The sequence below is a fragment of the Yoonia maritima genome, assembly GCF_003003285.1.
In the GTDB taxonomy this organism is placed as follows: Bacteria; Pseudomonadota; Alphaproteobacteria; order Rhodobacterales; family Rhodobacteraceae; genus Yoonia; species Yoonia maritima.
Genome location: NZ_PVTP01000008.1, coordinates 29,264 through 52,707 on the forward strand (window position 1 = coordinate 29,264; position 23,444 = coordinate 52,707).

Below are 23,444 nucleotides of genomic sequence, written 5' to 3' on the forward strand. Positions count from 1 at the left end.
ACGACTTCTATAGGACCATGCAAAAAGAGATGCAAGCTCATCTTGGGGTGGTTTTAGGTGTGCGGATATACGCCTTATTCTATTCCGTCATTTAGGCGGCAAAATTCAGAATTGAGTGCGACCTTTCGCAGTCCCACCCAATTGAAATTCACATTAAATTGCCATCTGGCTGTGCGGGTCAAACAGATGGATGTCCTTGGCGTTTATGCTTAGGTCGATTGTGTCGCCAACCGAAATATCGCGCCGTTCAGACAGAACAATTGTGATTTTTCCTGTGTCGCCCGCGCCAACATAGGTAGTGGAACCTGTGGATTCGATCACGCTGATTTTGGTGGTAATCGTGCCCTGCCCCGCCGCTGATATCGACAGATGCTCGGGCCGCAGACCAACGGTGACCTTTTGGTTACACGCCACCTGACGTGGCAATTTCAATTCGGGTGCACCGTCTATTTCCAGCGTTACAGCCGTGCCATCAGCATTTGTGACACCATCGACGAAATTCATCGCTGGCGACCCGATGAACCCCGCGACAAACTGCGAAGCGGGCCGATCATATAGTTCAAGCGGCGCGCCCTGCTGTTCAATCACCCCAGCGCGCATCACCACAACATGATCAGCCATTGTCATCGCTTCGATTTGATCATGGGTCACATAAACCGACGTCGCCCCCAGCCTATCATGCAACGCCCGTATTTCTTTGCGCATATGAACGCGCAGCGACGCATCAAGATTGGATAGCGGTTCGTCGAACAAAAACACTTTGGGTCGACGCACAATGGCACGGCCCATAGCGACCCGTTGACGTTGCCCACCTGACAGTTCGCGTGGAAAGCGATCCAGCAGATTTTCCAAACCTATCGTTGCCGCGACCTCTTCTGCGATCTTGCGTGCCTCGGCTTTTGGGGTCTTCTTAAGACGTAACGAATAGGTCAGATTGTCGATGACTGTCATATGCGGATATAGCGCATATGATTGAAACACCATCGCCACATCGCGGTGCCGGGGCGGCACATTATTCACCACCTCATCGGTGATTTTCATCTCTCCGCCAGATATCGTTTCCAACCCAGCAATTGATCGCAACAACGTGGATTTACCGCAGCCAGATGGACCAACCAGCGCAACAAAAGCCCCCTTTGGGATCGCAAGCTGTATATCCTTAAGCGCGTGAAAAGCCCCATAGTGTTTGTCGACACCGTTCAGTTCGATTTGCAGTTCCTGTGTCATTTGAGGGCTCCTGAAGTAAGTCCAGCGACGATGCGCTGCTGCAGCAATACAAAGGCCGCAAGGATGGGCGTGACGTAGATCGTCGCGTAGGCCATGATGTTGTTCCATTCGACGGTATTGGGGCCCATAAAGGCGTTCAAACCAACCGAAGCGGGTTGTAGGTTCACATCCTGAATGATCGATTTGGAATAAACGAACTCACCAAACGCCTGCATGAAAATAAGAATGGCGGACACCAGAACCCCGTTACGGGCCAGTGGTAAAACTACCGAAACAAAGGCCCCAACTCGCGAGTTCCCGTCAACTAATGCTGCTTCCTCTAATTCCGCAGGCACCGCCATAAATGTCGCACGCACAAGGATCACAAAGAAAGGCATCGCCTTTGCCGTGACCGCCAAGATGACCGCAAACCGTGGGTAATCAAGCAACCCAACAGCCGAGAACCCCACAAACAGTGGCGTAATCATAAGTGATGCAGGCAAAACTTGCAGCATCAACACAAGGAACAAAGCCACATCAATCCAGATGTTGCGATACCGTGCCAGAACATAAGAACATCCCGTGCCCAGCCCCGCGACAAGGATCATGGTACCCGTCGCAATCACAAGCGAATTCCAGATAAACCGGCCCATGCCGCGAACTTCCCAAACGTGGCTGAACACGCCCCACTGTGGGTCTTTGGGGATAAAGGTCGGCGGATATGCGAAAATCTCGGATCCTGATTTCAGCGCGGTGACATACATCCAATACAGCGGGAACAGATAGATGATCGCAAAGACGATCGCCGCCCCAAGGTAGATGCGATTTAAATGAGGTGTCATCATCCCCGGACCTCGTGTCTTGTTGAACGGACATAAAAGACGGAAGCCACCATAACGACCGCGATCATGATTGTTGAAATCGTCGCACCGCGGGCAAAGTCGTATTGGCGGAACGACAGTTCCCACGCCCAATACTGTGCAACATTCGATGAATTGGCTGGCCCCCCGCCGGTGATGGCGGCAAACAGGTCAAACTGCTGCAACGTGAAGATCAACCCAAGCGAAATAACCGCGCCCGTGGTGGACCGCATCATCGGCACCGTGATCGTCCAAAATTTCTGAAACGCGGTCGCACCGTCAAGCGACGCAGCCTCGTACAGGTCCTTGGGAATTCCTGCCAACCCGACGGACAGCAGGATCATGTTAAACGCCGTTCCCAACCAAATGTTGGTGATAATCACAGCCCAAAGCGAATAGTTGATATCAGAGCGCCAAAAGATGTTTTCCGAAATCACGCCAATACTACTTAGCAGGTAGTTCAAGACACCAAAGTCACCGGCAAGTATCCAATTCCACGTGGCACCCACAACAAGCCCTGGCATCACCCAAGACACCAAGAACAGCCCGCGAATAAACGTTGATCCGCGAAACCCTGTATTAAAGAACACCGCCAGACCAAACCCGACAATGAACTGACCACCGATGGAACAGAAAACGAAAATAACCGTGTTCCACATGATCGGCCAAAACTCGGGTTGGGCGAAAAGCGCACGATAGTTTTTCAAGCCAACAAAGGGGCGAAACACTTCGCCAAGGCTGAACAGGTCAACCTCTTGAAAGCTCATCAACACGTTATAAACCAGCGGAAGTCCCGAAAAGAGAAGAAGAAAAACAAGCGGGATGCCAACCAACACTAGGTCAAATCCAACGCCGTCAATGATGCTTGATCGTATCCGTTTCACCGGCCTGCTTCCCCCCTTAGAACATCATGGGGCGCGTGCATACGAAATGCAGCGCCCCATACAACTTTGATTACTCGGCTAGAATGGCGTCAATAGATGCCTGCGCCTGATTAAGCGCATCAACGGACGTCATCTGCCCAGTTAACGCCAACTGAATTGCATCTTGAATCGCCTTTGAAATTTTCGGCCACTCAGGATGCGGACCACGGGCCTGCGCATACTGTAGCTGCTCAAGAAAGACTTGCAGGGCTGCATCTTTTGGGGCCACGCCAGTGGGCGGCAATTCGATGTCAGACCGCGCCGGCAATTGCCCAAATTCAGGGAACAACCGGTCGTCTTGGCTTGCAAAGTATTCAAGCGCTTGGAACGCCTCTTGCGGGTGATCAGTATTGGCAAAAATAGCCCAGTTAAAGTCACCCATCGCTGACGCGCGCGGTGCGCCTTCTTCGGGGACAGGCAATAGCGCGACGCGCCATTCAAATTGGGCTTCGTCTACCATCCGGTTCAATTCCCATGGGCCGGAAATAACCATCGCCGCATTGCCTGAGTTGAATGTTCCGGTGGAATCCCACTGACCGCGTGTCAACGTGTCCGGCGACGCCAAACCTTCATCCAACAGCGTTTTCCACGTATCTAACGCGTGAACAGCGCCTTCGGTGTTGATGTGGTCATAACCGCCGCCAGACATCTGCGCCCAAGGCAAGAATTGAAAGGTGCCTTCTTCGCTGGCTTTGGCAGAAAAAGCGATCCCATAGACAGAGTTGTCAGGATCGTTCAACGTCCGTGCAGCTGCGACCAGATCATCCCACGTCGCTGGCGGAGCATCAGGATCAAGCCCCGCTGCCTTGAACATATCCACGTTATAATACAGTGCGATCGTGTTCGTGGCCTTTGGGACACCATACAGCCGTTCATCCCATGTGACCGAATTAAGCGGGCCGGAGAAATAGTTTTCGGCGACGATTTCATCAGACGCGGCAACCATATCAGTGACATCTAAAAACGCGCCACGCGCCGCAAACAATGCATGTTCAGGGTTATCAACGGCAATGATATCCGGTGCCTGCCCCGTGGCAAAGGCCCGCATCGATTCCGTCACCACATCATCAAACTGGATCATGCGGTAATCGACAGTGATCCCGTTATCCATGTCGCTAAATTCCTGCGCAAGGTTCATCGCAGGTTGGTTTTCATCATCAAGCGACCAAATCGTAATGGTCACGTCTTCGGCATGCGCAATACTGCCCATAGACAGCAAAGCGGCGACGCTCGCTCCGATCATATATTTCATAGTTAAATCCTCCTCCACTGGTGTTCGTCAGTTCTTTTCTAACGATGGATCGCCACCGCCATAGTCCGCCAGATCGTCGACGAACGATCCCCCCCGGCAAGTTTTCAAATGATTCAACGCATGGACCTGCCCGGTCATTTCAAGCGCATCGCGGTAAACCGGATCGTGCCACCCTTCGATGTCGATGGACCCTTTGTAGCCCGCCAACCGCAATTCCGAGATAATGTCGGTCCAATTGCTGTCGCCAAAACCCGGTGTGCGCATGAACACAAACGGATGTTTGCCAAAAATTCCATGCTCGCGGATGACATCGTGCCGGATTGTCGCGTCTTTTCCGTGTACGTGGAAAATCTTATCCGCCCATTTGCGAATTTGCGGCATCGGATCAATCAGATAGACCATCTGGTGGCAAGGTTCCCATTCCAGACCAACATTGTCATCCGGCACCTCGTTAAACATCATTTCCCATGCGTCGGGGTTATGGGCAATGTTCCAATCACCGGTTTCCCAATTGCCATCCATCGCGCAGTTTTCAAACGCAATCCGCACCCCCTTGTCAGCGGCACGTTTCGCCAAATCGCCCCAAATTTCTTTGTAGCGCGGCAGGCTTTCGGGCAGCGGCCGATTGCGCAGGCGGCCGGTAAACCCAGCCACACAAGTCGCCCCAAAATGATGCGCGTTATCGATGCAGGCTTTCCAACCGTCCAGCGTTTCAATGTCCAGCGCATCCGTTTCTAACGGGTTCCCGAACATGCCAATCGTCGACATGGTAATATCACGATCCCCGATCGCATCACGGCAACGTTTGCCAAGCTCGGCAACGTCCTGCCCGGCAGTAGTTTGCCAGAAAAATGGTTCAAAACTTTCGAACCCGTGATCCGCAATATTTGCAATGCTCGCGGCGGCATCACCATTGTTGGCAGACACCATTGTGCCAATCCGAATATCTTTTGCTGGGTTGCTCATCGGTCCTAGAAATCCTGTGTGATGTTGATTTGTTTGCCAGTCTGCGCGCTTTGAATTGCGCCAAAGACCATGGCCATGGAATGCAAATTATCTACGCTGTCGGTCTCGGCGCGGTCACCTGATGCGATAGCATCCAAAAATGCCGCCAGAACGGACGCGTGGTCTTGGGTTTGGTAATCAGAAGAAAGCTCAGGAACATCAACGCGTTTAAAATCGCGCAAAAACGTCTCATCCCCGTCGGCAATATAGGCGTCCAGCTTATCTTCACCGTCCCATATTAGATTGCCTTTTGTGCCAGTAATCCGCCACGCGGCATCCCACGATGTGCGCTCACCTTCCGCGCACCAGCTACCACGATAGGTAAAAAAGCTACCGCCCGACATTTCAAACGTCGCAAAGGCCGATGCACCATGCGCATACCAAGACCCCTGTGGGTTGGTTTCAGCGCAAAAAACACGGGCCGCATCTTGCCCAGACATAAACCGCGCCGCATCAAAATGATGGATCGCCATATCCAAAAGCAAGACATGATCCATCTGATCGCGAAACCCGCCAAAGCGCGCACCGATAAAGAAATCTGCGTGTATACCAGTGATGTCACCCAACACGCCGCTGTCCAAAAACGCTCCGATCCGGCGCACACCTGGCTTATATCTTCGGTTCTGGGTCACCGTGAATAAACGGCGGCTTTCTTGGGCTAAGATCGCCAGCTCACGCGCTTCGTCCATGTTTGCAGCCATAGGTTTTTCAGAAAGAACGTGCCGCCCGGCCTTGAGCGATTTACGCACGATGTTCGCCCGCACCTCTGGCGGCGTCACATCAAACACCATGTCAGTTTCGACATTTGCAAGGGCGTCATCAATATCTGTGAAGATTTGCGCGTCCGTCAGCCCATGTGCTGTGGCAAACGCCTGCGCCGCCGCCAGATTTGCATCCACAAGCGCGACAATCTTAACCCGCCCTACAAGCAGATCATTTTTATGAACAGCCTCGGCCCAAGCCGCAGCCATGGCCCCGCAGCCAACAAACAATGCACGCATCTTCTCTCCCCCCGGATCGCATCAGATAAAATCCCGAGCGATTCACCGTAAACGTTTACGACAACATTGCGGATGCTTCTGCTTCTGTCAACAAGAATCGTAAACGTTTACGGTTTGCTTTTAATTGCATGCTAGGTATGACAAACTACCCCGATAATGGAGGACATACTTTGACAGGCATCCGCGACCTTGCCCGCCATCTTGATATTTCAATAGGCACCGTTTCGCGGGCGCTTAATAACAAGCCGGACGTGAATCAGGACACCAAATCAAAAGTCCTCAAAGCCGCGGCAGAGCTTGGTTACGTTCCCAATCAGGCCGGGCGTGCGCTTAGCAAAGGGCGTACCAACGTGATCGGGTTCGTTCTTCAGACCGATAGCGAAGGCATGATGCAAGGCGATCTGTTTTTCATCCGGGTCTTTGACGGGATGCAATCGGTTTTGACGCAGCACGGTCTGAACTTGGTGGCGCTTTTATCGCCATCAACCGTCGATCCTGAAACCTATCTTAAACAGATTGTCGCGCGCCGATTTACTGATGCTTTGGTACTGTCATCCATTCACCGCAACGACGCGCGGATCAGTTATCTGTCTGATCAAAATCTGCCATTCGCCACATTGGGCCGGTCTCTCACGGACGTGGGCCAGCCCTGGCTTGATCTTGATTTTGACGGGGTCGTCGAAGATGCAATTCATCGGCTCATTGCCAAAGGGCATCGCAAAATCGCGCTCGCCCTGCCCCGCAGCGATCTGAACCTGCGCCATATTATGGTCGAAAGCTATCGACGTAACTTAGCCAGATCCGGGATAGAAGTTAACGAGGACTTCATCGTCGAAACAGATGCCGGCGACAATGGTGGTGTGACGTTGGTGCATGACCTCATAGAACTAAACCCACGCCCTACTGCGGTCATTTATTCAGATCATATCCTTCCTTTTGGGATTTACCGTGGCCTTGCAGAAAATGGGCTAACCCCCGGCCAAGACCTATCCCTGATCGGAGTCGGCACAAGGCTAGCCTCACTGCTTACCCCGAACCTGAGCCATTACAGGTTCAACCTATTTGACTTAGGCGTCAGAATTGCCGAGGCACTCTTGCCAACAATGCAAGATCGCCCGTTTTCAGACCCGGCAAAAATAATCCGCGAAAGCGTGCCTTACACATTCATCGACGGCGACAGCATACGGGATATGGCGTGATCAGCTGCGTGCCATCGCTAAATCATCTTGCAAAGACACCGACCGCAGAGGGCACTTGTCGGCGCTCTGGGACAAGCACATAATATCGCTCTTCTGGTCTAGGCTAGGAACGTCCAAAGCAACCACTCTTCCATCTGCAAAGAACCCAATAATCGACATCTCCGCGAACGGTGGACGACCATATCGGATCGCCAGGTCGATTATACGGTCATGCGGAGCACGCGAATCATCTTCCGAAATAACCCTCAGCCTCGATTGTTGAGATAAATGTCAGCGGAGCGGCAAACTATGTCTCCACCTGTTTGGCACTGGCAGTGGTCGGAATGGACACATCTTATCGAAAATTTGCGTCATATCCTCAGGTCGTGGCGTCATGCAACAAACGTGGGTCGCCTTTCATTGACGTGGTCCCTGATTTTCAGTCGCGAAGTGCAATCGGTTGACCCAGTTTCAACCGCCGGCAGCTTGATTTGGCTCTCAGGGCCTTACAGAACCTCCTCTCGAACGGCCGCACTCATCATCAGGACATAGAAGGCTTGGCCGTATTCAACAGATTTACTTTTTGTTGAACACGGCGTATGTTCAACAAAAATAACTTACGTTGAACATTATGATTAATCGCCATTCTTCTGTTGCCCATGCGGCTTATCACGACTTGCTTCGTTCACTTAAGGACGAAGCGATGATGGATATTCGCGGCACGCCGACCAAGATCACCCGCGGGGATAAGACCTATTGGTATGACACGTTTCGCGTCGGGACCGATGTGCGCAAGACCTATATCGGAGAGGACTCCCCTGCCCTATCCAGCCGCCTATCGACACTAACCGAACTGCGTGCCGCCGCTAAGGATCGCCAAACCAACCGCACCCGCCTGATCCGTATCCTGCGCGCCGAAGGCTTTATGAGCACGGACGCCGCCACAGGTAGCCTGCTGTCAGCGATGGCCAAAGCTGGCGTATTTCGGCTGGGTGGCACGGTTGTCGGCACCCACGCGTTTCGTCTGTACGAAGGTGAACTTGGCCTGCGGTACGGCTTTGACGATACGGCCCAAACTGGCGATATCGACATTGCCAGCTTTGAGCGGCTGTCGCTAGCTCTAGAGGATGCCGTATCGCCGCCGTTGCATGAAGTGTTCCGTGATTTTTCTTTTGATCCGGTGCCCAGTTTGCGCCCCGAAAACGTCTGGCGCTGGAAGCAAACACGCAACGATTTGATGGTCGAATTTCTGACCCCGTCATTCGATGCAGAGGAGGGCGTCAGGCCGCTGGTCGCGCTTGGCGTTGATGCGCAATCGCTGCATCACCTGAATTATTTGATCCAAGATCCGATCCCCGCAGCGATCCTGTACCGCAGCGGAACGCTGGTGCAGATCCCGCAGCCGGAACGCTTTGCTATTCACAAACTGATTGTCGCAGATCGGCGGCGTGATGGGCCGGACCAGATCAAGGCGATCAAAGACCGGGCGCAGGCCGCGTTTTTGATTAACGCACTGGCCGAGGACCGCCCCGACGAATTACGCGACGCATATGAATTGGCACGTAATACAGGGCCACGTTGGGAACAAAGGTTGGATGGGACATTGGCCAGAATGCCCGACACCGCGCACATTCTGGCAGAGTTGTAAGAGTTTCGCTGCGAAACTCTAGCCGCGTTCGAATAGGTTTCGCAGTTCTTCCATTGCGGCGTCGATCATTTCGGCGTCGACGGGTTTGCCGGATAGGCGGATCACGAAACCTTGGCTGTCGCGTTCTTTGCGTAGGGTGACGCCGGTTGAAAGTTTAAGCGTGTCATTACCAACCCAGCCTGTTGGCGTCGCGGCTTTGGGACGGCCACGTTTGACGGTGTCCCGTGGCCCCTCTTCGATTTCGGCAATCACGGGTTCTAGGGCGATCCATTCATCTTCGACCGAACCACCCTGCCCGGCGTCCAGCGCCGCACGCAGACGGCTTTCGCCACCTTGCCGCAATGCACCTGCCAAACGCAGCCCACGGCGCTCTGTGAGGCCCTCTGCATGCGCGAGCATGTCGCCGAGCATCTCGAATACCTCGGCAAAGGAGCGCACCTTTGAGCGTTTTGATTTCGACGCCGACGCGAACAGGACATTCACCGCCTCTTCGGTGCTGCCGAATGCGCCCTGCTGTGCGGCGATCACCGCGATGCGGCCGCGTTCGTAGTGGCTTAGGTTTGCGCGGACTTCATTTTCTTCGACCATAGCGGCAAAGGCGGATGCGGTGTCGGTACTGGGGCGCACGAAGGCTTTGATCGTCGTATACTTGCCGTCGCCGTTTAGTTCAGCCAAACCGCGCATCGCCATCAGACGACGGTAGCCAGACAGCAGGCTGTAACCCTGCCCGTCAGCGTAAACCTCGATCGGTAGGCGCAGACCATTGGCGGCGATTGAAAGACGCAGTTCCAGCATCTCTTCTTCGCTTAGAACCGTCCGGTCGCGGACCATCGCGTCAGTCGTGATTTTGTCGGTCGGAATTTCCGTGACGATCAGCCCGTTCTTTTCAGCCTCGCGCAGACGTTCTGCATCGAGCTTATCAAGCCGCGATTGCACATTTTCGGCATGACCGAATTGCGCGCTATCCGCAGCCACTTGCGCGATTGGCGCTGAGGTCCGGTTTGTGCGCGCCGGAGTTTCGCTGCGAAACTCTGCGTCGATGGCTTGTAGGTCTTCGACGGATGGCGCGGTCAGTTTGCGGCGTTTTGCCATTGGTTAATCCTCCTGCTCGGATTTTTGCATCTGGGCGTCGCGCCACCAGGTCCCGATCAGGACTTCTTTGACTTCGGCCCAAGTGCGGTCAAATGTTTCGCGTCCGCGAATGTAGGTATCGCGGTTAAAGTCGCGGTAGTCGGCCTCATAGATGCCATTCACATGTTCGCCGGCTTGGCCAACCATCGCGGTGACCTCTTGCCGGTAGGTCGTCATAAAGTCACCGAAATAGGCTTGGATCACATTCGCCAAATCGGTCTGTTGGTTCGCATCGAAACGGGTCACGATGGCGCGCACAGCATCCCATTCGAATTTCATTTCCGGCAATCCATCGCGACGGCGCACCGTGTTTTCCCCATCTTCAATCGACGCAAAGGTGCTGTAGAGCATATCAAAGAACCGGCCCGTACTGTCGAATTCAAGGAACGACGCCCCAAGTGGTACCAGCAGAATATCAGCAGCAGCCAATGCGTTGATTGTCAGATAGCCAAGCGCGGGCGGCGTATCGAGAAGGATGATATCATATTCGTCTAAAATACCTTCACCCGACAGCGCGTTGCTTAGCGCGTCCCAAAGCGCCCAACTGCGCAGCTGCATCCGCCAAACAGGCACTTGGAATTCGGCCCAGTAGAGATTGAGCTGCGAACCAATCAGGTCGATGTTTGGCCAATGCGTTGACTGGATCAAATCGCGGGCGTTCACATTGCGCGCCTCTGACAGGGTTTCATCTAGGGGCAGGGGAGTTTGCCCGTTACGTTCGCGGACCTTGTTTTCGGCCTCGACGTTCATGGCGTAATCTTTCGCCATCAGCGGGAAAGCGGTTTGCCATTCGTCTTCGACTTTGCCCCCCATGATGGACGTCAGCGACCCTTGGCTATCGAGATCGATCACCAGCACCTTGTAGCCATCAAGCGCGGCTGACATGGCGAGGTGCGTGGTGGTCGATGTTTTACCCACGCCGCCCTTAAAGTTTGCCACGGCGATGATTTTCGCAGGCTGATCTTTGGGCCGGTAGGGCAGGTACTCACGGTCGGCTGCGCCTTCAGCTGCAAAGAATTTCCGGAGCGTTAGGATTTCCTCGAGCGTGAACCATTTTGATCCGCCCTCACCGTGGCCTTGGGGTAGGTCAGGGTTGGCTTTCAGAACGCGCCGCAGATGGGAAGTCGCGACGGGGATCAGGTAGCGGCAGACCTCCCAAGTGGAGAACCGGCGCAGGCGTTTTTCGCCATCTGGGGCGTGTCCGCGCTTGGCCAGATCATCGCGCCCTTTCGCTGCGAAAGTCGCGGCTTTTGCGAATCGCGTGGTGTCGATAGGGTCAGATAACTTGGCCGCTGCTTTGGCCGGATCGATGTTCATATAAGGGGGCAGGGGTGGCTTGCTTGAAGATGACATGTTTGAAACTCAATGTAAGCTGTTTAAGGTGATTTGCGTGGGAGTATCGCACATGAAATCGGATTTGCGAATCGTTAAGCGCTTATTTGCAAGAAAATTCTGTAATTCATAGGAAACGACGACATATAGCTGTTTAATTTCTTTAAGTACTTTAAGATATTTGCTTAGAAAAAATTGTTTTTTGCCAATAGGTTACGGATATTTTGGACCCGTATGCAGGATGAAAGGTATCCATATACAGGTTCATTGGGCACCAAATACAGGATGGCAGGGTCCGATTCGCGGGGTTTGAGGTGCCCAGAGTCGGTATTGCCCGTGTTAGTGTCTAATTGGCGGGTCTTTGCCAGAACCTTGCCCTGTATATGGATACCTTAAGTTTTCCTTTCTTGGTCGTTCTATCCTTAAAGAACCCGTTTACGGGACTGTCGTTATGCTGCTTAAGGTCCCCAAGGTTGGCTTGCTCTTAGGTGCCTTATAGGGCAGACTGGAGGAAACCTCGATAGAAGGTGAGCAGGAATGGCATCTGATCAAGTTTCGCTAAGTGGTGCCTTGCGCCGCGGCGAAGTCAAAAAGAACGTGGCCGCGATTCACGTGAGTGGCAAGCTGACGCTGTTGCAGCGCAAGCTTTCGAATGTCCTGTTGCTGAACGCCTATGACACGCTGATCCACAAACAGTCCCACGCGATCGACGCGCGCACCTTGTGCACGATGATCGGATATAATTCGAATGACATGGAAACGCTGAAGCAGTCCTTGCGCGGTTTGGTCGAGACTTCTGCCGAGTGGGATATGCTGGATGAAAACGGTCAACAGGAATGGGGCGTGTCCAGTCTGCTCGCCTACGCCAAGCTAAAGGGCGGCGTGTGCGAATATGCGTATTCAGCGGCACTGGCTGAAAAGCTGCATGACCCTAAGGTGTTCGCGTTGATCAATCTGAACATTCAACGTCGGTTCACCAGCGGTCATGCTCTTGCGCTTTATGAAAACTGCTATCGCTTTGTGCGGACGGGAAGCACGGGGTGGTGGCCGCTTGAACTGTTCCGCCGTTTGATGGGCGTGAATGACAGCGCCTATTACGAGGTGTTTAAGCATCTGAATGCTAAGGTGATCAAACCGGCAGTGGCCGAGGTGAACAAGACGTCGAACATTATCGTGACCCCCGAGACCCGCAAAATGGGGCGGGCGGTGACCGAGATCAGGTTCAAGATTGCCAAGAACCCGCAGCTATCCATTCTTGATCTGGATGATGGGGAAGGGGTTCGGAATGAACCGGTTTATGAAAAGTTGCTAGATCAGGGCGTGAGCGACCGTTTGGCCCGACAATGGATCAAAGAACACGGACCCGCGCATATTTCTGAAAAGATTAACTATGTCAGCGCGCGCAAAGGTGTGCAGAATCCTGTTAGCTATCTGACAGCCGCGTTGCGCGAAGATTACGCGGAAGAGAAAGCAGGGCAGGGGGCCCTGACTTCGGACCGGGCCAAACGGCTTGCCCGCGTGCGCGAGTTGATCAACGCCCGCAGCCCGACGCAGCGCGACGCGGATAAACGGCTGTTTATGTCGCGGTTGGATGATTCCGGCGCACGGCTTGATTTCGAAAACCACGGCTGGATGTCTGCGCTGAACGCCGAAGCAATCTTTGCGTTTTGGGAAGACCTAATGCCCGGCGCGTTTGACGATCTTTAGATCGTTAACTGCGCATGATTTCGGATGCGAGATAGCTTACGCGCATCGCCTGATTGGCATCGGGTGTTTGCGATAAATCCCGTAACGCCTGCGCCAGAAGCGCGAGCTGAAGCGTTTCGGCTTGGTCCGCCAGCGCCATAAGCGTGTTGGATTGACCAAAGCGCATGACCTCGGCTGTGGCGTCAAAAACTGCGTTCCCAAGCTGTTCGATTGCGCTGAGCGATGCTTGCGCGAGTGTGGAACCGGAACTGATCTTGCTTTTCAGAAATGATCGCGCGCGGTTACCCAAGGTCGATTTCGCATCCGGAAGTGTGTCCAGCGACAGGTTTATCATATGTTGGCCGATCATGACGGATACAGGTGTTAGCCGTAGCCGCAGGTCGACGACGGTTGCTTCGCAAAATAGCAGGCGAATGTTGGCTTTGTTGTCTTGAAGCCATGCCACGGTTTTATGCTGCTTTGCAGATAGGGTCAGGTTCCACGATGCGCGGGTTTGATCGGCAATAGGCAATTGATATTGCTGGTTAATATCTTCGAAATTTGCGGTTCCAATATCGATCGGGGCGAGCAGTATTGGAACTGCGCTGCCCATCCGTCGCAACCCGGCGGGTGATCGTTTGGCGATATCGTCTTGCGCGTCATCCCAATTCGCAAATACCGCCCCGGCGTTATTGAGCTGTGCAATGACGTCGGGTGCGTTGGTGGGCGCTGCAGATGCTTGGTCCCATGAGATTTGTTGATCAGATGAAATGCGTGCCTGTCGCAGGGTGACTTGGGTTCCTGTGATGTCTTTGGCGGTGGCTGCGCCCCACAGTGGACCGAAATAGGCGTTTTCGGGTGCAAATCCGGGGTCCATCCCGGCGCCGCGTGCTTGGGATGTGGTATACCACGCGTTTTGATCGGGCGCGAAACCATACAGACGCAGCCCACGTGCCCCGCTGGCGGCGTTCCAGCGCACAGCGCCAAGCATGATTAAGTCGAAGCTATCGCTATCGCGGTAGGTGCGCCGCAATGTCCCGGTGAGCTGGGTATCCTCGGGGTGTTTTTCCAAGGCTTTTGCGAGCGCATAGGTCAAGGCAGCATCGGCCAAGAACCTATCGTCCCGAAAATCAAAATGATGGGCACGTGCAAGCCGGGCATGGTGGACAAGAACCCGCAGAAGCGAGGTTAACCGTGGTGCAGATTGGGCGCGTGCGGAAATCGACAGGTCAAAGAGCGTGTCTTCGGCGATGACTGAACCGCCGCCAAACACGCCTGTGACGGCAGCGGTAATCGCAGTTTGGACTTGGGCAAGGAATTCAGCGGACAAAAAGGCGCTTTGCGCATCATCATGGGTGATTTGATCAAGCGCTTGTGCACCGCCTTGTTGCCGCGCCACAAGTGCGGCGGCGGTGGTGACCCGTCGTTTAGCGGATTTCGCGCCTTTGAATACAGCGCCAGAAAGCCCCTGACCGGCCAAAAACACCACAGGAAATTCAAGATCGGGCAGGTGCACCGTTAGGTTGGCCCCGTCAGCGTCGATTTTTGCGGCGGTACTGATGCGGGCAAGGTTGATTGCCTTATCCCAATCGGCGCCAGCGAATTTGCGCAGGTCTTCCTCTGTTAGGGCATGCAGATCGTCGGGTGCGGATTTTACTGCGGGGGCAGGGGTGTCTGCGCGCAGGGCGCAAGCTGCCAAGATGATATGCCTGCACACTCCGGTGGATGGGCAGTCGCAGGTGGCGGCGTTTAATCCGGTTGCAGGGACCGTCACGGATTTACCGTCTGCGGTGACGGTTGCTTGGGTGTCGTCGCGGGCTTCGACGGTTGCTTTGCCTGCTTCAAAGTCGCGTTTGGCACGGCGTACAATGCCGACGTTGGCCAATGCAGCCAAAGCGTTTTCATCGTGAACTGCGATCATCTCGGACAGGGTCATGTCATGATCTCGGCCAGCCAATCGGCGAATTTATTGGGGGTCATTGCGCCGACGTGCATTCCTAGGTCAGCGGCCCGCCCCGCGATTGTTCCATCAAAGTAAGGTGCGGATTGGTCATCTAGTGCGACCAGCCCGACCATGCGCACGCGGGCTTCGGCCATGCGGGCAAGGGCGGCGTATAATGTGCGTGGTGATGCGCCCTCGGCGAAATCACTGATCAGCGCAAAGACAGTGCGTTCGGGGTCTTGGATGAAGTCTTCGCAATAGGTGACAGCGCGGCCGATATTGGTGCCGCCGCCCAGTTGCACGGATAGTAACGTATCCAAAGGATCGGTCAGTTTGTCGGACACGTCGATGATTGACGTATCAAACAGCACCATTTTCACAGTGATTCCGGGCAGGCCGCATAGGATTGCGGCCATGACCGCCGAATGGATCACACTGTCGGTCATCGACCCTGATTGATCGACGCATAGCACAACAGTCCACGGCAGTTTCCGTTTCTCGCGGCTATTAAACCGCAGTGTTTGCGCGATAATACGGCTCGTTTCAGGGTCATAGGTTTTCAGGTTTTCGCGTAGCGTGTTGCGCCAGTCGAAATTCGCGGCAGATGGGATATTTGACCGCCGAAATCTATTGCGTCGCCCGGAAAACGCCCGCATCACATCGTGCCGCAACCGTTCCATGATATCGCGTATGATTTTATCGGCGACCTCGCGTAATTTGGCCCGGATCGCAGGGTCGGCGCGGTCATGATAACCTAACAAAACCTTAAGCAGGTCTTGGTTTGGTTCCAGACTTTCCAGCGTTTTAGGATCTTTGAGCAGGTCAGTCAGCCCGTACCGGTCAAGCGCGTGTCCTTGCAGGGTTTCAAACACGGTGTTTGGGAACAGGCCCTTGGCCTTGCCCAGCCACGTCAACGCCTGCATTTGTGTCGGATCAAGCGACCCTGCGCCGCGATCTCGTTCAAGTCCGCGTTGATCATATTCGCGTGCATAAAGGTAATCGAGCGCCTGATCCATTTTCTGGTCTTGGCCGCCAAGCCCGCCCAAATTGTCTTTGGCATAGCGACCTAAGGCAAGCCGCCAGCGGCGTGTTCCTTCGGTCATGGTGTTATCCAATCGGTCAATCCGTCTGCCAACAGTGACGCGCGCAGGGCTTTTTCGATGGTTAGCCCTTCGCTAAGGTCGGTTTCTGTGGCCATTGTATTCACGGTGACCAAGCTGCCTGCCTGAACCCCGTGTATCGCCGCCAATTCCCCAGCAAGCCGGTCTGTTTCGCGTGGATTAAGCCCGGTAAAGGCCAGCCGTAGGTGCGGTAGCAGGTCAAGAAAACGATCTTCGTCGATATTGCACATGAACTGGTCGACAACGGCCAGCAGCCCGTCAGCGTACCACAACAGGGCCGGGCTGGTGTATAAGATGCCCCGCAGCACCCCGATTTGATCGGCGGTATCAAGGCTAACCCCCGTCAGCCGCCCTTGCATGATTTGCACCAACGTCGCGGCAGGTCGTGTGCCTGCTTGGACACAGACCGCCAGAACCGCCCCGAGGATCACAGGATTTTCGGTGTAGATCGCAACCCGGTCTAACGCTTCGTCCAAAAGTGACCGATCTAGCCCGATGCTGTCGCAATCACGCAGGATTTCATTCACCATGCGCAGCGCGTCTAGCCGTTCTTGGGTGTCGTCGTCAGATGTGTTTGGAAGGTCATCGCAAAGATACACCAATCGCCCATAAGCCGCGTTGACCAATTGCCGCAGATCAAGCGTATCGGGCGCACCAAGCGGCCCAGCGGATTGCAGCACGAACATCAAACGCCTTAGCGCGGCGGTTACTGAGGCGAATGTGCCGTGGTTTTGGATATCGTTGCCAAGCTGTTCGACAAACGGCCCAAGCTGCGCACCAAGCCCGGCCAGCAGCCCACGCGACAGCAAGTCAATCAGCGCCGGTAGGTCGCGAGCGCGCCCATCTTCGATCAAAGTGGCCCGTTGCCTGTATAACAGCGCGAGGCAGGCATTGGGGAGTTCATCGCCCAAGACAGCTTGTTCGATCAGCTGGCCTTCGGTTTGGGGGGACCATGCGTATTGCCATTCTTCGAACAACAGTTCTATGCGGCTACCGGTCAGGTAATCTGGCCCGACGATCCGAGTCGCGAAACTGGGGCACAGTAGTTGCATCGCGTGAAAGAACCGTGATGCGGCAAGATGCGTATCGTTCCGCCGGATATCCAATTTGCGCCTGCGTTGCGCACTATCGCTTAGATCCAAACGGTAGGTGCGTGCGCGGCGGCGTATGTCTTCGACCAATGGCGGCGATCCCGCGGAAACGGGGACATCGCCCAGCTTATCACCGCAAAGGAACGTCAGAAACCGGGTTGTCCAGATGTCTTGGGCGGTGGTTTCGCCTTTGATCAACGCAGTGCGGATGCCGTCGATCAGATCATGACGCAGTGCACCGGGCCGCCCACGTAAAATTGCGAGCGATTCAGCCGCGCGGACGGCTTCGACCTGAGAGGGGAGGGGAACTTGGTGGCCTTCGGCACGCATTTGGGTGGCGAATTCTGTTAGAATATCGACGCCAAGTGTCCGCCATGTATTCGGACCGGTCTGAATGTCGGCCCGTTCCCACATTTGCTGGTAATACCCCGGCTGCGGTAGACCCGCAGCATAGCCGTTCAGGGCGTCCATCGCCCGAAATCCATATCGGATGAGGTAGCTATCGGTTTTGCCATTGGGTTTTTCAAGGGCGGGCAGGTCGTCAAGCGCACCAACAAGCGCAGGCGCGTGAAATCCGCCAACCACCACCACAACCGGCCCACCACGCGAGAGCGCCTTTTTGACGGCGCGCGCCATGTGGGATTCACGATTGGTATCGCCGGTTTCCGTGATTTGGCTTTCGGGGGTCGCTGCACGGATACCCGCGCAATAGACACCGACATCACCGAAAAAGCTGCGCCAATCTGGATTGCCAAGCCGGGTTTCAAACAGGTGGTCCCAAAGTTCGAACCCATCCCGGCACCCCGTCGCACGTGCCAATGCAGTGGTGTAGTCATTGCTGTTGAACCGTTGTTCGTCCATCAATGATGTGGGCTCGACGCCGTCAAGTTGACCACGCATTGCTTTGTCAGCCGCAGGCGCGTCGATGAAGTGCAGGTCTGCCCCAACCTCTTGACCGGTTTGGAGTGCGACGTATTCAGGGGAATGGTCGCAAAACGGGTAATAGCCCGCGACGCGCCCCCGTTCGCCAGCGTTATCGACCAATGCGACAAGCGCGACAGGTGGTTTCGTCGTAGGGTCCAGCAAAAGCGGGATTTTATCGGCGAAATCTGATGGAGCCTCGATCAAGATTTGGCTGGGTTTTATGTCGCGGATCAGTGCGCGCAGCGCCCATGCGCATGCGGGCGAATGGTGCCGGATTGGCACGACATAAAGCCCCCGATCCGGTTGAAATAGATCAGAGCGCAGCTGTGCGAATGTATCCCGATCAGTCACGCAGGCTTTCTTTGGCTGATTTATAGAATGCGGCCCATGTGCGCGATGTCCGTGACCGTGGTTTGGCGATTTGATCAACGTAGGCGCGCAGTTTGCGGGCGTCTTCGGGGTCGTCTTTGAACACCGTCCCGCCCAATTGCCGCGCGATATGACCTGCGGTCAGGGTGCCATTGTCCAGATAGGCGGCTTCTAACGCGGCGGCGTGGGTCACGTTGACAGCCTCGGCTGTGGACATGACGCTGTTGGGGACTGCGACGCTTGCCCCGTCGGCGGTGGTGCCTGTGCGCAAATCACGAAACACGGCGACAACCAGATCCAGCACATCGGGCGAAAGCGCTGGCGACACTGGGTTTTCGGCCATCCGTTCGGCCACCTGACGGTTAATCAGTTCTTTTTCAAACTGCGCATCGGCGATGGGTTTGACGGTTTCAAAGTTAAACCGACGTTTCAAAGCCGACGACATGTCGTGCACGCCGCGGTCGCGCAGGTTGGCGGTGCCGATCAGGTTGAACCCTGGAATGGCACGGCTTTCGACTTGGGGGCCAAGTTCGGGGATCGCCACCGTTTTTTCCGACATCAGCGAAATGATCGCGTCTTGGACTTCCGGGGCGCAACGGGTCAATTCTTCGATCCGGGCGATTTGGCCACCGCGCATCGCGCTCAGGATTGGGGATGGGATGAGCGCGCGTTCGGATGGGCCTTCGGCGAGCAACAACGCATAGTTCCAGCCATAGCGCAGGTGATCTTCGATAATGCCAGCCGACCCTTGCACCACTAGTTTGGATGTGCCGCCGATTGCGGCGGCAAGCAGTTCCGACAGTAGCGATTTCGCGGTGCCGGGTTCACCGACAAGCATAAGCCCCTGATGCCCCATGAGCGACACGATGCAACGATCAACCAAAGGATCATCGCCAAAGAATTTTTGCCGTACGTCCAAGGCTTTGTCGCCTAGGATAAAGCGACGGACCGCGCGCGGTGAAAGGTGCCAACCGTTTGGTTTTGGGTCTGTGTCCGCAGCCAAAAGACGAGCGATTTCATCGCCATATCGAATTTCAGCGGGCGCGCGTTGTGTTTGTTCTACCATTGCGTATTTTTTTCCCAATCGGGGTCATGGGCGCCTTTGGCAGCCATTGCATGCAGGTCGTTCCAACATTCTGATAGCAGAACGGGGGGCACTTCGGACAGTTTGACCTTTTTCCCGTAACGCCCGCCTTCTTTTTCGAACCCAAGTGAAATAATCGCGACGTTGCGGTTTTCTTCGGGAAGGAAGTTCCCGGTGAATTCAATGATAGCTGTCAAACCGACGCCTTTGAAAGATTTCTGGTAGCCGTAGAACCAGCCACCGTCCTGGGTTCCGCAACGTTCGTAGCCCAGTTTCGACGCCGCGCCGCGAATGGCAAAGCTTTCTGTTACCCAGCCCTTGCGATCGTTGATCTCGGTTTTGTCTTTTTGGTCGTCAGGGAGCCGCAGCAAGCTGCGCCCGAATTGCGCGAACAACGGTTTGATTTCATAATCTTTCAGGTGGGCCGCCCATTGATCGGCCTCGCTTTCGGATAGTGTCGCGCCATGTGCCAGACGGATGCCCGCAAATGCGCTGATATCGACTTCGTTATCTTCGGCATCGGTAAATTCACCCTCTGCCGTGGGGCGGAAATTTTGCAGAACGGTATTGTTGGAATCCAATCCTTGCCAAACGACCCTTTCAATCAGCCGTCGCATGACGGGATGATCGTGAAAATCGCGGGTCCAATCTGTCAGCGGCCATACCCGTTCACCACATAGCGCCTCGTAGAGGCGGGCGGTTTGCATGGTGATGACTTGCTTGAGTTCCTTTTTCGACGCGGTGATCTGCTTTTTCGAGGCTTTGGTTGCTTCGTCTTTACCGGTGGACAGGGCTTTTACGATTTTGCCGTCCGGGTTTTTCAGGACAAAGGTCAAATCATCGCCAAGCGTCGCCCGGTATAGTTTTTCATCCTCTCCGCAGGTCAGATCAAGATTGCCATCGTCATCTAATCCCGCGGTTGGGATTGTTCTGTCACCCAGTTCATTAAGCGACCAGTTCATTTTGTCTGCGACCGCCTGAACGAGGTCGCCTGCAAATTTTTGGACGCCCTTTTGTTTCAGTCGGGTTGCGGCGGCGATGACGACTTGAAGCGATACAGGATCACCTTTGTGGGCAAGGACCTCTAGCAGGGATGAGGCTTGGGATGTGCGCGAACCGTGGTTGCGCAAGTATGCGCGGACTTGGTCGGCTGCGACCTGTGAAGGCACCCTTGACGTTAGCCCAAGGATACCTTTGGTTGCGGTTCCTGTATTTTGGTATTGTGATTTTATCGCATTGCGTAGCTGCGCGAATGCTTGCGCACGGGTAAAGTTGGGGTTCCAGCGCTGGTACATTTTAACTTGCACGTCCGCGTTTTTCTCGGCGTATGCGTTTGCTTCTTCGTCAGAAGGCACAAGGGTGTCATAGGCGATCCAGCTATCGAAGACCCATTTTGAAAACGCCGCAGCGCTGTCCGGCTTAAGCTGATCGAGGTAGATTTCAAACAAGGCGTTGCCACCCGGCTGCTTGAGCTTGAACGCTAAGAAGATCCACCAACGCAGCACATCGCCCGGAACGGGTTTGCCGTTCTTGAACTTGGCGGCAGGCATGTGATCAAGGTCAAGCCAATCGAGCTTATCAAATTTGGCTTTCTTCAAGCCAGCTTCCGCCTCGCGGATTAGGACAGTTGGACCGACATATGAATCCAGTGGTTCGCCCAGTTGTTTTAGCGCGGTCAGGATCGCGGCCTTGGCGATTTCGCTTTTCTCTTTCTTTAGCTGGGTCTTGAGCGCAGGAATTGCAGCGGTGTCTTCACGTGCGGCAAGCCATTCGGCGGCACCTTTGCGGATTGCCTGTCTGCTGTCGTTGAGCAATGTGAGCAGGCGATCGGTCACTTGGGGGACGTCGTTTAGCAAAGCGCGCGCTTCGGCCTTGCCGGCTTTGCGTTCTCCGGTTGCAATTTCAAGCAAGGGTGCGAAATAGCGCATCGGTGTTTTGGGCATGCGGGCCAAGTAGCCAATGGCAATCACATGGCCAAGACCGCCAAATTCAGATGCGCGCACGCCCAGTGCTTCGTCGAGCACATCAAAGTTGTCCGCAAGATAAGGCCAGACTGCGTTGACCGGTAAATCATGCGGGTTAGGTGCGGCATACATTTCTGCTGGCATCATCATCCGCAGCAGATCGCCTTTGATTGCTTTGCGCGTGACCGATTTGTTCCAGTCACCGATTTTCACTTCTACCTGTAGTTCTTGCCACAGATCGTCCAACGCGCGCAGGTCTGCGGTGTCAGTCGCAAGGTAGCTGTTGATTGCTGATGTTATGGCGCCGCTCTGGTGCTGGCTCAGCATGAAACGCGCATTGTAGAGCGACCCGATTGCCAAAGTCAGTGCAGGTTTTTGTGCTAGGCCTGCCATCTTTCCCTTTAGCCATTCTTCGGCATTTCGGTTTAGAAAACTTAACAGGTCATGAGAACGACTGCTCGGCAGCTTGGCTGTGGTTAAGAACGTTTCGGCTTGGCCGATTAATTCTGATTTTAGCAGCGGTTGCTGGTATCTGAAATTCTTTGCTTTGTTATCGGCGTTGCGCGCTTTGATCTTTTCGTTTGCCGCGACCAGCGCCGTTTTTAGTAGTTTGCGGTCGTCGTTGGTAATTGTGATGCCGGGTCCATCGGTCAACGAGCGGGGCGCAGGAATATCGATGCGGGTTCCGTCAATTGCGGTGTATCCGGTGGCGTCATCGGCGGCTTGCCCGGATTCACTGGTCATTTCAGCCGCAGAGAATGCGTTTTCGATCATGGCGACGATGCGCGCTGTTTTTTCTGTTTTCGCATGGGCGCGTAGTGCTTGTGTGGCAGTATCTGTGCCCAACCCAAGCAAGACTTCGACCATGCCGGTCCGCGCGCCGACGGCCCCTTTGCTTAGCTGTTCGATCGCCATGGGTTCGATGATATTCGCGGGGACATCACGGAGTGCGTTAACGGCGGCTTCGCGGACAGCGCGGGAACTGTCGCCCACACGCGATAGGACGCACCCAAGAAACGGTTCTTGCTGCGTGAGTTTCCATTTGTGCAGTGAATTGACGAAAATCGTGCGGCCCTTCGCGGGTGATTTTGTGATGCCTTTGATCGCATCCTCTGGATGGGATTTGACCAATGTGCTGGGGTCCAGCAGCTCGCGAAAGGCGCGGGCTTGTACTGAGACGTAGTCGTCGTTTTCCCAGTATAGCAATTCAAATAGCTGGGCTGTTGTGCCACCACAGGCCTGCGCCATCGGGATTAGCTGATCGCGAGTAAGCCCCTTTGGCTGTGCTTCGCGTGGTTCATTGTCCCAGCGTCTTGTTGGGGAAACTGCGCCGAGCGCTGTTTCGGTGAACAAAACACGCATGACATCGGGGATCGTTTTAGATCCGAGCGCATGATCCGGCGCACTACCATGTGCCGCTGTCAGTACTTTTGCGTAACGCACCAGTAGATCACCGTCGAACGGGTCCATATCGATGAAATGATAGGGGCGTTGATCTTGAAGAGCGCTGTTTCCACGGCTGTATCGATGTGCCCCACATACGTTCAGCTGATCGCCGCCACCCAAAGTGGACAGTGTCGACAGGACAGTTTCGTTTTCGCCCGTCAGGACATAGCTGACCGTGCTATCCCCCAATCCCGCCTGCGTCTGATTCAGATGTTCGAGGTCTTGTTTGATGAATTTGGTATGGGAATTGCTGGATGGCAGGAGATTTTTGAGAAAGGACT

Annotated in this window: 16 protein-coding genes; 3 read left to right on the forward strand and 13 right to left on the reverse strand. The window is 54.7% G+C overall.

The features are described 5' to 3' along the window. Window positions 1-153: 153 nt before the first annotated feature. The 6 genes from CLV80_RS12145 to CLV80_RS12170 form a co-directional block, all read right to left on the reverse strand. The gene (locus tag CLV80_RS12145) at window positions 154-1,227 is read right to left on the reverse strand and encodes an ABC transporter ATP-binding protein (protein WP_106358210.1); all 1,074 of its coding nucleotides are present in this window, start codon (window positions 1,225-1,227) and stop codon (window positions 154-156) included. After that, window positions 1,224-2,051: a carbohydrate ABC transporter permease gene (locus CLV80_RS12150; RefSeq protein ID WP_106358211.1), complete on the reverse strand. Its 828-nt coding sequence runs from the start codon at window positions 2,049-2,051 to the stop codon at window positions 1,224-1,226. Before CLV80_RS12150 ends, CLV80_RS12145 begins: the two co-directional genes overlap by 4 nt. Next, window positions 2,048-2,950 (reverse strand): carbohydrate ABC transporter permease, encoded by a 903-nt coding sequence (locus CLV80_RS12155; RefSeq protein WP_106358212.1) that lies wholly within the window; start codon window positions 2,948-2,950, stop codon window positions 2,048-2,050. The genes CLV80_RS12150 and CLV80_RS12155 overlap by 4 nt, the downstream gene beginning before the upstream one ends. A gap of 70 nt (window positions 2,951-3,020) precedes the next feature. Continuing rightward, entirely contained in the window at window positions 3,021-4,241 is a 1,221-nt protein-coding gene (locus CLV80_RS12160; protein ID WP_106358213.1) for an ABC transporter substrate-binding protein, read from the reverse strand. 27 nt (window positions 4,242-4,268) lie between these two features. Then, complete coding sequence (locus CLV80_RS12165) at window positions 4,269-5,207, reverse strand: sugar phosphate isomerase/epimerase family protein (RefSeq protein ID WP_106358214.1); 939 nt, start codon at window positions 5,205-5,207, stop codon at window positions 4,269-4,271. Window positions 5,208-5,212: 5 nt separating this feature from the next. Continuing rightward, a complete protein-coding gene (locus CLV80_RS12170) occupies window positions 5,213-6,247 on the reverse strand; it encodes a Gfo/Idh/MocA family protein (protein ID WP_106358215.1) in 1,035 nt (344 codons plus the stop codon). A gap of 137 nt (window positions 6,248-6,384) precedes the next feature. Between CLV80_RS12170 and CLV80_RS12175 the strand changes: the two genes are divergently transcribed. After that, window positions 6,385-7,446: a LacI family DNA-binding transcriptional regulator gene (locus CLV80_RS12175; protein WP_207766577.1), complete on the forward strand. Its 1,062-nt coding sequence runs from the start codon at window positions 6,385-6,387 to the stop codon at window positions 7,444-7,446. A 610-nt stretch (window positions 7,447-8,056) separates the two neighbouring features. Further along, window positions 8,057-9,073: a nucleotidyltransferase family protein gene (locus CLV80_RS12180; RefSeq protein WP_106358217.1), complete on the forward strand. Its 1,017-nt coding sequence runs from the start codon at window positions 8,057-8,059 to the stop codon at window positions 9,071-9,073. A gap of 18 nt (window positions 9,074-9,091) precedes the next feature. Here CLV80_RS12180 and CLV80_RS12185 read toward each other — a convergent pair whose 3' ends face one another. Both CLV80_RS12185 and CLV80_RS12190 read right to left on the reverse strand, forming a co-directional pair. Continuing rightward, window positions 9,092-10,165 (reverse strand): ParB/RepB/Spo0J family partition protein, encoded by a 1,074-nt coding sequence (locus CLV80_RS12185; protein WP_106358218.1) that lies wholly within the window; start codon window positions 10,163-10,165, stop codon window positions 9,092-9,094. Window positions 10,166-10,168: 3 nt separating this feature from the next. Beyond that, complete coding sequence (locus CLV80_RS12190) at window positions 10,169-11,557, reverse strand: AAA family ATPase (protein ID WP_106358219.1); 1,389 nt, start codon at window positions 11,555-11,557, stop codon at window positions 10,169-10,171. A 516-nt stretch (window positions 11,558-12,073) separates the two neighbouring features. Here CLV80_RS12190 and CLV80_RS12195 point away from each other — a divergent pair. Next, the gene (locus CLV80_RS12195; protein ID WP_106358220.1) at window positions 12,074-13,243 is read left to right on the forward strand and encodes a replication initiation protein; all 1,170 of its coding nucleotides are present in this window, start codon (window positions 12,074-12,076) and stop codon (window positions 13,241-13,243) included. A 4-nt stretch (window positions 13,244-13,247) separates the two neighbouring features. Here CLV80_RS12195 and CLV80_RS12200 read toward each other — a convergent pair whose 3' ends face one another. From CLV80_RS12200 to CLV80_RS12220, 5 genes are read right to left on the reverse strand one after another with little or no spacing between them, the layout of a single operon-like run. Next, entirely contained in the window at window positions 13,248-15,158 is a 1,911-nt protein-coding gene (locus tag CLV80_RS12200; RefSeq protein WP_106358221.1) for a hypothetical protein, read from the reverse strand. Beyond that, complete coding sequence (locus CLV80_RS12205; protein WP_106358222.1) at window positions 15,155-16,267, reverse strand: VWA domain-containing protein; 1,113 nt, start codon at window positions 16,265-16,267, stop codon at window positions 15,155-15,157. The genes CLV80_RS12200 and CLV80_RS12205 overlap by 4 nt, the downstream gene beginning before the upstream one ends. Next, a complete protein-coding gene (locus CLV80_RS12210; protein ID WP_106358223.1) occupies window positions 16,264-18,651 on the reverse strand; it encodes a DUF5682 family protein in 2,388 nt (795 codons plus the stop codon). Before CLV80_RS12210 ends, CLV80_RS12205 begins: the two co-directional genes overlap by 4 nt. Continuing rightward, entirely contained in the window at window positions 18,644-19,735 is a 1,092-nt protein-coding gene (locus CLV80_RS12215) for an ATP-binding protein (protein ID WP_106358224.1), read from the reverse strand. The genes CLV80_RS12210 and CLV80_RS12215 overlap by 8 nt, the downstream gene beginning before the upstream one ends. After that, a complete protein-coding gene (locus tag CLV80_RS12220; protein WP_207766578.1) occupies window positions 19,729-23,352 on the reverse strand; it encodes a DUF4132 domain-containing protein in 3,624 nt (1,207 codons plus the stop codon). The genes CLV80_RS12215 and CLV80_RS12220 overlap by 7 nt, the downstream gene beginning before the upstream one ends. Between the last annotated feature and the right edge of the window lie 92 nt (window positions 23,353-23,444).